Genomic DNA, 11767 nt, shown 5'->3' on the forward strand with positions numbered 1-11767 from the left:
TGCCGGGCCTACATAAGATGCGAACCGTAGGCCGGATAAGCAGCGCGCATCCGGCCCTGCGCCGCAGCATAAAGTTGGCAAATGCAGTACGGGGGGCATATGACCTGGTTTATTGACCGGCGTCTTAACGGCAAAAACAAGAGCACGGTGAACCGCCAGCGCTTCTTGCGCCGTTATAAAGCGCAAATCAAACAGTCGATCTCCGAGGCCATTAACAAGCGTTCGGTAACCGACGTAGACAGTGGGGAGTCCGTTTCCATTCCAACGGACGACATTAGCGAACCGATGTTTCATCAGGGACGCGGCGGTTTGCGCCATCGCGTTCATCCCGGTAACGACCATTTCATTCAGAACGACCGTATCGAACGCCCGCAAGGTGGCGGCGGCGGTGGCGGCGGCAGTGGTCAGGGCCAGGCCAGCCCGGACGGGGAAGGTCAGGACGAATTTGTGTTTCAGATCTCCAAGGATGAGTATCTGGATCTGCTGTTTGAAGATTTGGCCCTGCCGAATCTGAAGAAGAATCAGCACCGTCAGTTGAATGAATATAAAACGCATCGGGCTGGCTATACCGCCAACGGCGTACCGGCCAACATCAGCGTGGTGCGTTCATTGCAGAACTCCCTGGCGCGGCGTACCGCCATGACGGCGGGCAAACGGCGTCAGCTTCGCGAGCTGGAAGCCGATCTGGATAGCGTGGAGAACAGCGAGCCGGCGCAGCTGCTCGAAGAGGAGCGTTTGCGTAAAGAGATAGCCGAACTGCGCGCCAAAATTGAGCGCGTGCCTTTCATCGACACCTTTGACCTGCGTTACAAGAATTACGAAAAACGTGCCGAACCCTCAAGCCAGGCGGTGATGTTCTGCCTGATGGACGTTTCCGGCTCGATGGATCAGGCCACCAAGGATATGGCCAAACGCTTTTATATTCTGCTCTATCTGTTCCTGAGCCGAACCTATAAGAACGTGGAAGTGGTCTATATTCGCCACCACACCCAGGCGAAAGAGGTGGATGAACATGAGTTCTTCTACTCCCAGGAGACGGGGGGGACTATCGTGTCCAGCGCCCTGAAGCTGATGGATGAGGTGGTGAAGGAGCGTTACGACCCGGCGCAGTGGAACATCTATGCAGCCCAGGCATCAGATGGTGACAACTGGGCAGATGATTCGCCGCTGTGCCATGAAATTCTGGCGAAAAAACTGCTGCCGGTGGTGCGCTACTACAGTTATATCGAGATCACCCGCCGCGCCCACCAGACGCTGTGGCGTGAGTACGAGCATCTGCAAGCGATGTTCGATAACTTCGCGATGCAGCACATTCGCGATCAGGACGACATCTACCCGGTCTTCCGGGAGCTGTTCCATAAGCAATCGGCCACCAGCAACAGTTAACTCCACCGCCGGTCACTGACCGGCGGTGTTACGTTAGCCTCAGAAGGTGACGTTCATTTTCGCCCAGACGGTGCGGCCAGGCTCATTCACCGGGGTATCAGAGGAGTAACCAAAGCTGCTGTTCCCCGCCAGGTTTAGATGTTCGCTGTAGTCCTTATCCAACAGGTTATCCACCCCGCTACTCAACTTCAGGTACTGATTCACCTTCCAGGATGCGTTGGCTGAGAGGATCGCAAACCCGGCGCTCTGATCGAAATCTTTCCCGACCACGTTACCTTCGTTCATCGCAACCCGATGTTGCGGGCTGACCATACGCAGCAGCCCGGTAGAACTCCAGTCGCCCTTCTCCCACGTCAGGCCAAGACGCGCTTCCAGCGGCGGCATTTGCGGAAGTGGCTGGTGATCGTCGGTGTTCTGGCCCCAGGAGTAGTTAAGGGTCGCGTCGGTTTTCCACTGGTCGCTCAGCTTATACGTAGCCCCCATCTCGCCGCCCATGATGGTGGCATCCACGTTGTCGGCCTGGCTGACGTGGCTATCGTCCGGGTCGTAAATAAACAGGATATAGTCGTTGATGCGCCCGACGTAGGCCGAGATCCAGCCGGTGGTGCGCTCGCCTTTGTACTGGGCACCGATATCGAGCTGGGTGGTTTTCTCCGGTTTCAGATGATCAAACACGTCCGACGTACCATCTGGCCCGTAGGTGGGTGAAAACAGTTCCCAGTAATCCGGGAAACGTTCGGTATAGCCCAGCCCGGCGTAGACCATGCCCGGCATGGTGCCCAGATTATGCTCCACGCGCAGAAAGCCCGCCGGGAGGATATCTTGCCGGCTGTCGCTGCCGATGCCGGTGTAGTTATCCACCTCGACCTTATCGAGACGCGCGCCCCCGATCACTTTGCTTAACTCGGTCGCATTCCACGTCAGCTCGCCAAATGTACCGTAATCGTGGAAGCGGGCATCTTCCTGCCAGCCTTTGTCCTCGTCATCGTCGTTACTGCGGTGGGTGTTGGTTTGCATGTCCACCCCGCTCTGCAGCTGGAAATCTGACCACAGCCAGGTGCCCATTATCCTGCCGCCGACGGTACGGCGATCGACCTGTTTCTCCATCGGCATTGACATGTCCATCGACCCCATCGGCATCCCGTTCATGGCGTCAGGATCCGGGGTGCCAGGAGAGCGCATGGAGTAGTTATCCATGATGTGGTTGGCATAGTTGTAGTAGATGCTCGCATCCAGCGAGTCGAAGACTTTACCGATATTCTCTTTCTTAAAGCGCAGGCCCAGACTTTCCCGCTTGAACTGGGAGCCGTCCATACCACGCCCGGCGTAGCTGGCGTCGCCATTGCCCTGCCCGGCGGACAGCTCCAGCAGCGTGTCGGCATCCGGCGTCCAGCCGATGGCGAGATCGGTGTTCCACTTGTCCCACTTCGAGGCCACGCGATCGCCGTTGCCGTCTTTGTAATCACCTGACTTCGATTTATTCCCATTCAGACGCACATAGCTCTGATCGTTACCAAAGCTGACGTCGGCATTCTCATCGAAACGATCGTTTGAGGCAGCAAGGAAGCTGGCATCGCCCTTAACGCCCGCGCTGTCAAAGCGCGGCGGCTCACGCTCGAAGCGCACCGTCCCGGCAGAGTTGCCCGGCCCCCAGAGTACGGTTTCCGGCCCTTTGGTCACCGTCAGGAGATCGTAGCTTTCCGGCGAGATGTATGAGCTTGGCGCATCCATCCGCGACGGACAGGCACCGAGCATCTCGCTGTCGTTGGTCAGCAGGCGCAAACGCGAGCCGAACATGCCACGAAACACCGGATCGCCGTTGCTGCCGCCGTTACGGATCTGACTGAAGCCGGGAATGGTTTTCAGGTAATCGGAGCCATCGCTGGCCGGTACGGGCTGCCGCGGCGTTTTCGGTGAGGTCACCACGTTAAGCGGAGAGAGCACGGGTGCCGTCACGGTGATCACATCCTGATCGTCTACGGGCGCGCTGGTAGGTTCTGTCGCCATCGCGGAGCCGGAGATCGTCATCAGCAACGACAGGGCCAGCGGATGGGGAGCAAAGCGTACTTTTTTCATTTCTGAGCCTGAGCAAGGGGTTTCGTGGAGTACCGCCGTAAAGTGAATCCTTTCGCTAACGAAAGCAGGTGACGAGCAGGCACGTAAATCAGGGTCAAAATATTGCCGGGCGAAGCGGGAGGGAACAACGCTGGATGAAGAGAATAAGAGGAGCAGAAACAGTTGAAATTTTAAGAATGATGATATGGGCGCAACTCACGCCCTGTCGCCATAATTAAGCCAGTTAACTTCTAACTGGCTTATTTTCTCTAATCGCAAAACTTTTGCGTTTGCAATTGCCGGTTAATCAGTTGGGAACAATTTCGGCCGATTTTCTTGCCGGTATATAACGCAATATCTGCCCGCTCCAGCACTTCCCGGAGGGACTCTCCTTTATGAATGCGCGTTAATCCGCCGGTGAAGGTAACACGAATGAGATGTTCCCCGGCGATAGTTTCAAGCCGGGCAATGTCACGGCGCAGGCGTTCGGCAATGGCCACCGCATCCTGATCGTTGCTGGCATGCAGAACAACAATAAACTCTTCACCTCCATAGCGATACATCGATTCAGAGCGCCGAATATTATTGCTGATATTCAGGGCCAGCGAACGCAGAACAATATCCCCGTTAAGATGGCCGTAATTATCATTCACTTTCTTAAAGTGATCGATATCCAGTAATAATAAATAGAGGCCATCCGCGCCCAACTCTTTATTCATGCTGGCGAAGGACTCATCGAGAATGCGTCGCAGCGGCAGGCCGGTTAGCGCATCATAACTGGTACGCAGCTGCAGCAGGTGAACTTTATAGTGGGTAAGGGCTTCGGTAAACGCCAGCAAGGATTCTTCGAAAAGGTTAAAAACGTCATTGGTCTGACGATGCTGTTCAATGGCGGAAATAAGATTACGGCACGCCTGATGAACGTGAATATGTTTTTTGTTAATATCCAGTAAAAAATTAGTGTCTTCCCGCTCTTCCAGTAAACGGGTATTCAGCCAGTGGCCAAACTCGCAATGCAGGTGGGCTTCGTCACTGCTTATCTCAGGTAAATCGACATTACGACTGTCGATAAATCGTAATATTTTTACTAACCATCTAAAGTGCGCATCTGTGGATTGATTCAAACTGCGAACAGTATCATCAATTTCTTTAAACTTTCTGTTCACAGAACCCTCCATGACAATAAATTAATAACAACCAAAATCATAATTGATTAAATCTCAAAAAATGTCAGCGAATGAAAACATTATATAGCAGCCTACTAATAAAGATATGGAATGATTGTTTCCAATTATCTGTCAACGGGCTTTCACGGTTTAAACGGTTTAAGAGATAAACGAGGTTTAAGGGAGCTAGAGGATTAAGGGCAGCGTAGGCCGGGAAAGGCCATATCGCTCAGCGTCTTCAGGCAATCGCCCAAATCAGACATTTTTTTGTAGAAAAGCCTTTTTACCGGCGTGCCAGGGCGTAAAGTAAGCAGGCTTACTTTTTTTATTTTGGCAAGGAATACAATATGTTTGACCCTACCCTGCTCATTCTTCTGGGCCTGGCGGCGCTGGGATTTGTCAGCCACAACACCACGGTGGCCATCTCTATCCTGGTGCTGATCATCGTCCGCGTAACGCCCCTTAGCAGTTTTTTCCCGTGGATCGAAAAGCAAGGCCTGACCGTCGGGATTATTATCCTCACCATCGGCGTGATGGCACCGATTGCCAGCGGCACCCTGCCGGCCTCCACGCTGATCCACGCCTTTATGAACTGGAAATCGTTAATTGCCATCGCCGTAGGTGTGTTTGTGTCATGGCTGGGCGGGCGCGGCGTCACGCTGATGAGTTCCCAGCCTACGCTGGTGGCCGGCCTGCTGGTGGGCACGGTGTTGGGGGTGGCACTGTTCCGCGGTGTACCGGTCGGCCCGCTGATTGCCGCCGGGCTGGTATCGCTGTTTATCGGGAAGTCGTAGCCAGACTGGCAATATAGCGCGCGGGAGTCTGACCCAGCCCCTTTTTAAACATTGTGATAAACGCGGTGGTGGAGTCATAACCCAACTCCTGGGCCACCTGCTGCACCGACTGACCGCGGATCAATCCCTGCAGAGCCACGATCAGCTGGAGCTGATGCCGCCAGCGGCGAAAGCTAAGCCCGGTTTCACTCACCACCAGCCGGGCAAGATTGCGCTCACTCATCGCGAAATGGTGCGCCCACTGGTGCAGCGTCTGCCATTCCGCCGGGGATGCGGCCATGGTATCACTCATCAGGCGAATTTTAGGGTGCGAGGAGACCGGCAGCTGCAGCTGCTCCTCCGGCTGACGGGGCAGTTCATCAAACAGCACCTCCACCAGCCGCCGGGTAGCGGGCTCATGGTGTCCTGGGCTGCGTTCAGCCAGGGTCAGAATCAGCTCCCGTACCAGCGGTGAAATTTTTAGCGTGCAGCAGCGATCCGGCAAGGTGACGGCTCCGGGCTCGATAAATAAAAAACAGAGCCGGGCGCTGGGCGTGGCCTTATTGCTGTGCGGCAATTGCCCGGGGATCCAGACCGCAAACTGCGGCGGCACCATCCACATCGCATTTTCCACCTCGCAGGTGATCGCCCCATGCAGGGCAAGGATCAGCTGCCCTTTCCGGTGTTGATGCAGGGGGATGCGCTGCTCGTCTGCCACCACGCGCACATGAAACGCCACCGCGGCGTCATGCTGGCTGTCGGGATCGTAGCCCTCAAGGCCCAGGCCTATCATCATGTTGTCCGATATTAGCGATAATCTGTCATTTTAGCTTGATTTCAACCGGCCTGAAAATGCGTATCCTGTGGATTCATTTCGATGTAAGAGAAAACAATGACTATTGCCCTTTCACCTGCCGGTAAACAGCGTGCGCTGCTGATTGCCGGGATCCTGCTGATTGCCACCTCGCTGCGGGTGACCTTTACCGGTGCTGCACCGCTGCTGGATGCCATCCGCACTGATTATGCCCTGACCACTGCCCAGACGGGGCTGCTTACTACGCTCCCGCTGCTGGCCTTTGCGTTGATCTCGCCGCTGGCGGCCGGTCTTGCCCGCCGCATCGGTATGGAGCGCAGCCTGATGATCGCCCTGCTGCTGATCATCGCCGGGATCGCCCTGCGTTCCCTCCCCTCTGCCGCGCTGCTGTTTGGCGGCACCGCGGTGATTGGCTGCGGGATAGCCCTGGGTAACGTGCTGCTGCCGGGGCTGATCAAGCGTGATTTCCCCGGCCAGGTGGCGAAACTGACCGGGGCGTACTCCCTGACGATGGGGGCAGCCGCGGCGCTTGGTTCGGCGCTGGTGGTGCCGGTTGCCCTGAGCGGCGCAGGCTGGCACGGTGCGCTGTTAATGCTGATGGTATTCCCTCTACTGGCGTTGCTCCTGTGGCTACCGCAGTGGCGCCAGCGCCCTGCCGGATCGCTGAGCGGCTCGCGTGCGCTGCAAAGCCGGGGCATCTGGCGCTCGACGCTGGCCTGGCAGGTGACGCTGTTTCTGGGGATCAACTCGCTGATTTACTACGTGATTATTGGCTGGCTGCCGGCGATCCTGCAAAGCCATGGTTACAGCGAGACCGAAGCCGGTTCCCTGCACGGGTTGCTGCAGCTGGCAACCGCTGCGCCGGGCATTGTGGTGCCGCTGATCCTGCTTCGGCTGAAGGATCAACGTGGCGTAGCCGGACTCTCGGCGCTGATGTGTGCGGTGAGCAGTGCGGGGCTGTGGTTTATGCCGGATCTGGCGGTGATGTGGACGCTAATTTTTGGCTTCGGATCCGGGGCCACGATGATCCTCGGCCTGACCTTTATTGGCCTGCGCGCCAGCTCGGCACATCAGGCCGCGGCCCTTTCCGGGATGGCGCAATCGGTGGGCTACCTGCTGGCCGCCTGTGGGCCGCCGCTGATGGGCAAAATCCACGATGCCAACGGTGACTGGCGCATCCCGCTGCTGGCCTGTGGACTGGTATCAGTGGTAATGGCCATCTGTGGGATCCTTGCCGGACGCGATCGGGAGATCACCTCCGGCTAAGCCAGCTTTTAGTACTTCTGTGCGGCGCGAAGCAGAGCCTGCACCAGCGGGGCTGGTCGGCCCGCCAGCGCAGCACGTTCATGCTGGAACAGTGTGGCGACAAAGAACGGGTGCGTCACCAGCTCTACGGCGCGGATCTCACCCTGCGCGTCCCAGCCGGTGACGCGCATATCGCCCTTCTCCAGCGCCTGCGCGAACTCAGGCGAGACGCCGTAATTGCAGTGATAACCCTCTTCGATCTCTTCCTGACCATAGGCTCTGGCAATCAGGGTGTTGGCGCGCAATTCAATAGCGTCGCTGACTTCGACCAGCGAGCAGGTCAGCGGGGCAATCACCATGCGGCCTTCGGTATCGATCTCCGCGTGCGCCGCATCCTGCCAGCCCAGGGTATTACGGGCATACTCAATTAATGCATGCTGGAAGCCACCGCAGGTGCCGAGAAACGGCACGCTGTTTTCGCGGGCATAGCGTGCCGCAATAAACGCGCCTGCAGCATTTTTATAGGGGCTTGCCGGAACCAGCCAGATAGCGTCGTAGCCCACCAGATCTTCCGGGCTGGTTAATTCGGTGGTTGCCAGCCAGTCGTAGTCGGCCGTGATCTCCAGCACCGCTGCGGCATCATCAATGGCCAGCGGGATCGCCTGGTGAGCCAGCACGTCAGGATTGTAGTCGCCAACCAGCGCAATTCGGAGGGTATTTTTTACCGCGGAGAGTTCCATAGAGAGATCCTTATGCCAGACAAATATCAAGTAACATAAGGCGCCTCAGACTACCGATCTTCCGTTGATATCACAACACCTTAAAATAAGTGGGCGGAAATAGCTTAGCGTTACAGCGACAGGAAAAGGAGCGGGAAAATGATTACATGTAAACGACTGTATGACGAGGCCACTCAAGAGGATGGCTACCGGATCCTGGTGGACCGGCTCTGGCCGCGGGGGGTAAAAAAGGAGGCGTTATCCTGCGACGAGTGGTGTAAGACTCTGGCCCCCTCCAGCGATTTGCGCAAAGCGTTTCACAGCGAGACGATAGACTTTGCCAGCTTCAGCGAGGCCTATCGTCAGGAGCTTGTTCTGCATCAGGATGAAGGACGGCGCATTGCCCGCCTTGCAGACGAACAGACCGTGACGCTGCTGTATGGAGCGAAAGACCGGCAGCAGAATCACGCGCAGGTGTTAGCCGACTGGCTGCGTCAGCTTTGAATCAATCCAGCATCAAGGCGTCGAGGGTTTCTGGCGCCTCTTCAGGCGTGAGCGGCATCAGATGTTCAGGGCGAACAAACGCAAAGCCCAGCTGGTTATCAAACGAAAACACATCCCCGGTTACCAGCCACAAGGCCCGCTCTGCGCCTGGCGGCAGTTCTGTCACGATCCCGTTGACGGGGTTCAGAAAACGCTGCCCCGGCTGGCAGAGGCTGAATAACTCAACGGATTTTCCGATATTGCGACGCCCAGCTGGCGTGCGGGCACCGATAATCATCGCCAGGCTGCCCGGGTTTAACTGAAACATATGTCCTCGTAATTGGCTGCTGAATACATAGGAATAATCTTAGTGCGAAGTGTATCTCAGCCAAAACGCCGTGTCACCAGGGTGAAGGGGTGATCCTTTCTCCATTATTTCTTCATCATGAGACCATGTTTCAATGCCAGAATGGTGCTGTTCTCACCTTGACCAGAGAACATCATTCCGTAATCAAGATGTATTTCCCCGGCCCGTGCCGGGGCTTTTTTTTACCCGCCAGAATTTGCTGTTCCACGCCTGAATATATGAAATGTTGTTAAATCGTGTTCTACTACCCGCAGTCGAATCTTTCAGCAATACAGACAGGTACAGAGGTCTTCTGTAGGGGAGTTGTGCAGCGTCATGTCGGATATTATTCTTGCCCGTGTTTCAGAAACGCTCAGCACTGAGCAATCGCTTGAGAGCCTGGTGCGTCAGTTGCTCGAAATGCTTGAAGTGGTCACCGACATGGAGTCGACCTACCTTACCAAAATCGATATCAATGCCCGCCTGCAGCATATTCTGTATGCCCGAAACAGCAAAAAGATGGAGATCCCGGAGGGGCTGAGCGTTCCCTGGGGCGAGACCCTGTGTAAGCGGGCGATCGATTCCAACTGTTTCTTCAGCAATAACGTGGCCGAACACTGGGACGACTGTGATGCAGCGCATGCGCTGGGCATCACTACCTACATGAGCATACCCATTCATCTGACGGATGGTACCCTGTACGGCACCCTGTGCGCCGCCAGTTCCAGCAAGCATCAACTGAGCGAACGCGGCGAGCACGTCTTAAAGCTTTTCGCCGGACTTATCGCGCAGTACATCGAGAAGGAGTCGCTGGTCAGGCAGCTGCGCGAAGCCAACGCCGCGCTGATCGCTTACTCCTATACCGATGCCCTGACCGGCCTGCCGAACCGCCGCGCCATCTTCGAGAACCTCACTACCCTCTTCTCGCTGGCGCGCCATCTGAACCGCAACGCCATCATCGCCTACATCGATCTGGATGATTTTAAGTTGATTAACGATCGCTTTGGTCATGAGGCGGGCGATCGGTTTCTGGTTGAGGTGGGCAAGCGTCTGAATGATGGACGCGGCGACGATGATATCGTGGGCAGACTCGGCGGCGACGAGTTTCTGGTGGCCTGCCTGAGTCAGGATCGGCAGAGCGCCGAGCAGACCTCATTAACCCTGGTGAGAACGCAGCTGAGCGCGCAAATTGCCGGTGAGTACTGGCTAGGAGATCTGCATCTTATCTATCCGGGCGCCAGCCTGGGGGTAATTGAGGTGGATCCTGCCGAAATAGATGCCGACAGCGCGCTGCGGGCAGCCGATGCCGCCATGTACAGCGATAAGAAAGGCAAACTCAAAACGCCCTTTCTCAATATTGATTAACCCCGTACACTTGACGGGTTTTGCATTTCAGGACAGGTGGTAGCATGCGGCTTGGTATTCTGTTCCCGATCGTGATTTTTATCACGGCGGTCATCTTTTTAACGTGGTTTTTTGTCGGCGGTTACGCTGCGCCTGGGGGATAAGTGAGAAAAACAACCATTATAATGTTGATTGTCGCCATCGCAGCCGTCGCCGGTAGCCAACTGGGCTGGTGGTAAACGATGCAAAAAGACCGCCACTGTAGGCGGTCTTTTTGTCTGAAGCGTCGGTTTAGCTTCTGACTTTACGGTAGATAAACAGCACAACCAGTGCACCAATCACCGCGACCATGAAGCTGCCGAAGTTGAAACCATCAACTCTGCCGAAACCGAAGAGGGTACTGATCCAGCCGCCCACGACGGCACCGATGATACCCAGTATGACCGTAACGATGAATCCACCGCCATCTTTGCCCGGCATGATCCACTTAGCCAGAATACCCGCGATAAGCCCAAAGATAATCCAGGATATGATTCCCATAGCTGCTTTCCTCTCTGTATGGTTTTTGTCGTCAAATCAAATACACACAAAGCTTAGCACAGGATTCAGAATTGCAAGTTTGTGATACCCATCACGAGAGAAATTTAAGAAAAAAGTGAGAAACCGGCCTTCCGCACAAAAATTGGGGTTGTAATCGTTAATGAGAAACATTATCTTTCTCAACACTGAATAGTTGAGCAAATCACTCAGGTATTCAGTACGACATTGCTCACATTGCTTCCAGTATTTCTTGCCCACTTTATGTGGGCTTTTTTTTGCCCTGCCCGCGTGATTTGATCGTTCCGCTATTTACTATTACGCTTATCAGCACATTTCATTCATAGCCAGAATGGTGTTGAGACATGAACGTTTCCAGTAGATTCGTGATCTGCATTAATCTTGTTTGTGCCAGTTCGTTATTGTTGATTCTTTCTGACAAATTTAACTGGTTTTAACGTGAGCAGGCCCGGCATTCCGCCGGGTACTTCCTTCTAGTCGTCCCCTTCGATCAAAAACCCGGCCCGGCGTATCGCCTCTTTGCAGTCCGTGACGCCTGCGGCGTAGCCCGCTTCGATATCGCACACTGAGCTGGCGCTGGTATAGGGGAGTTTCACTTCGGTCGCTAACCGCTGTTTCAGCCGGGCGTTCTCCTGGCGCAAGGAGAGCAGCTCGGCGGCAAGTTCCGCCAGCGTCGCTGGTGTCAGCGTGGAGACTTCCCCTGCACGCAATCGTTGAAGCCATGCTTCGTCAATCATGGTCTCTCCTCCATGGTCTTTCATCATAGTGCCTATAAAAAAACGGAAGCCTGTTGGCTCCCGTTTTAGTCTAACCCGGAAACCGGATTACCTGTTCGCAGTGATCGTCCCTGCCCTACCTTTAGGGGCGTGGCGGGCACC

The 11767-nt window shown here is 55.5% G+C and carries 14 protein-coding genes; 7 read left to right on the forward strand and 7 right to left on the reverse strand.

Annotated elements, in window-relative coordinates:
• The first annotated feature begins 99 nt into the window (after window positions 1-99).
• Window positions 100-1386 carry a YeaH/YhbH family protein gene (locus ACF8PE_RS02225; RefSeq protein WP_032617680.1) on the forward strand — a complete coding sequence of 429 codons (1287 nt, stop codon included), beginning with the start codon at window positions 100-102 and terminating at the stop codon, window positions 1384-1386.
• Window positions 1387-1425: 39 nt separating this feature from the next.
• On the opposite strand, the gene ACF8PE_RS02230 is transcribed toward ACF8PE_RS02225, so the two are convergent.
• Window positions 1426-3462, reverse strand: coding sequence for a TonB-dependent copper receptor (locus tag ACF8PE_RS02230; RefSeq protein ID WP_392494453.1), 2037 nt, complete (start codon window positions 3460-3462; stop codon window positions 1426-1428).
• Window positions 3463-3710: 248 nt separating this feature from the next.
• The gene (locus ACF8PE_RS02235) at window positions 3711-4607 is read right to left on the reverse strand and encodes a diguanylate cyclase (RefSeq protein ID WP_392494455.1); all 897 of its coding nucleotides are present in this window, start codon (window positions 4605-4607) and stop codon (window positions 3711-3713) included.
• Window positions 4608-4954: 347 nt separating this feature from the next.
• Here ACF8PE_RS02235 and ACF8PE_RS02240 point away from each other — a divergent pair, with 347 nt between their 5' ends.
• Window positions 4955-5401 carry a DUF441 domain-containing protein gene (locus ACF8PE_RS02240; protein WP_032617676.1) on the forward strand — a complete coding sequence of 149 codons (447 nt, stop codon included), beginning with the start codon at window positions 4955-4957 and terminating at the stop codon, window positions 5399-5401.
• Here ACF8PE_RS02240 and ACF8PE_RS02245 read toward each other — a convergent pair.
• Window positions 5385-6173 (reverse strand): helix-turn-helix transcriptional regulator, encoded by a 789-nt coding sequence (locus ACF8PE_RS02245; protein WP_077226421.1) that lies wholly within the window; start codon window positions 6171-6173, stop codon window positions 5385-5387. The two genes, ACF8PE_RS02240 and ACF8PE_RS02245, sit on opposite strands and share 17 nt — an antisense overlap.
• Window positions 6174-6272: 99 nt before the next feature.
• On the opposite strand from ACF8PE_RS02245, the gene ACF8PE_RS02250 reads away from it, so the two are divergent.
• Complete coding sequence (locus tag ACF8PE_RS02250; RefSeq protein WP_077226411.1) at window positions 6273-7460, forward strand: CynX/NimT family MFS transporter; 1188 nt, start codon at window positions 6273-6275, stop codon at window positions 7458-7460.
• A gap of 8 nt (window positions 7461-7468) precedes the next feature.
• Here ACF8PE_RS02250 and ACF8PE_RS02255 read toward each other — a convergent pair whose 3' ends face one another.
• Window positions 7469-8179 carry a CTP synthase gene (locus ACF8PE_RS02255; protein ID WP_392494457.1) on the reverse strand — a complete coding sequence of 237 codons (711 nt, stop codon included), beginning with the start codon at window positions 8177-8179 and terminating at the stop codon, window positions 7469-7471.
• Window positions 8180-8317: 138 nt separating this feature from the next.
• Between ACF8PE_RS02255 and ACF8PE_RS02260 the strand changes: the two genes are divergently transcribed.
• Window positions 8318-8662, forward strand: coding sequence for a DUF488 domain-containing protein (locus tag ACF8PE_RS02260; RefSeq protein ID WP_059308206.1), 345 nt, complete (start codon window positions 8318-8320; stop codon window positions 8660-8662).
• Between the two features lies 1 nt (window position 8663).
• Here ACF8PE_RS02260 and ACF8PE_RS02265 read toward each other — a convergent pair whose 3' ends face one another.
• Entirely contained in the window at window positions 8664-8969 is a 306-nt protein-coding gene (locus ACF8PE_RS02265; protein ID WP_032617672.1) for a hypothetical protein, read from the reverse strand.
• Window positions 8970-9323: 354 nt separating this feature from the next.
• On the opposite strand from ACF8PE_RS02265, the gene ACF8PE_RS02270 reads away from it, so the two are divergent.
• Together ACF8PE_RS02270 and ACF8PE_RS02275 are read left to right on the forward strand one after the other, a co-directional pair.
• The gene (locus ACF8PE_RS02270; protein ID WP_148569006.1) at window positions 9324-10352 is read left to right on the forward strand and encodes a sensor domain-containing diguanylate cyclase; all 1029 of its coding nucleotides are present in this window, start codon (window positions 9324-9326) and stop codon (window positions 10350-10352) included.
• Window positions 10353-10396: 44 nt separating this feature from the next.
• Entirely contained in the window at window positions 10397-10495 is a 99-nt protein-coding gene (locus tag ACF8PE_RS02275) for a YoaK family small membrane protein (RefSeq protein ID WP_032617670.1), read from the forward strand.
• Window positions 10496-10622: 127 nt separating this feature from the next.
• On the opposite strand, the gene ACF8PE_RS02280 is transcribed toward ACF8PE_RS02275, so the two are convergent.
• Window positions 10623-10871, reverse strand: coding sequence for a GlsB/YeaQ/YmgE family stress response membrane protein (locus ACF8PE_RS02280; protein ID WP_032617669.1), 249 nt, complete (start codon window positions 10869-10871; stop codon window positions 10623-10625).
• 362 nt (window positions 10872-11233) lie between these two features.
• Here ACF8PE_RS02280 and yncL point away from each other — a divergent pair, with 362 nt between their 5' ends.
• The gene (gene yncL, locus ACF8PE_RS02285; RefSeq protein ID WP_071886459.1) at window positions 11234-11326 is read left to right on the forward strand and encodes a stress response membrane protein YncL; all 93 of its coding nucleotides are present in this window, start codon (window positions 11234-11236) and stop codon (window positions 11324-11326) included.
• Window positions 11327-11362: 36 nt separating this feature from the next.
• Here the strand turns inward: yncL and ACF8PE_RS02290 are convergent, their stop codons facing one another.
• Window positions 11363-11626, reverse strand: coding sequence for a hypothetical protein (locus tag ACF8PE_RS02290; RefSeq protein ID WP_200142793.1), 264 nt, complete (start codon window positions 11624-11626; stop codon window positions 11363-11365).
• Window positions 11627-11767 lie beyond the last annotated feature (141 nt).

This window comes from Leclercia sp. GLN_9, assembly GCF_043105735.1.
Lineage (GTDB): Bacteria > Pseudomonadota > Gammaproteobacteria > Enterobacterales > Enterobacteriaceae > Enterobacter > Enterobacter adecarboxylatus.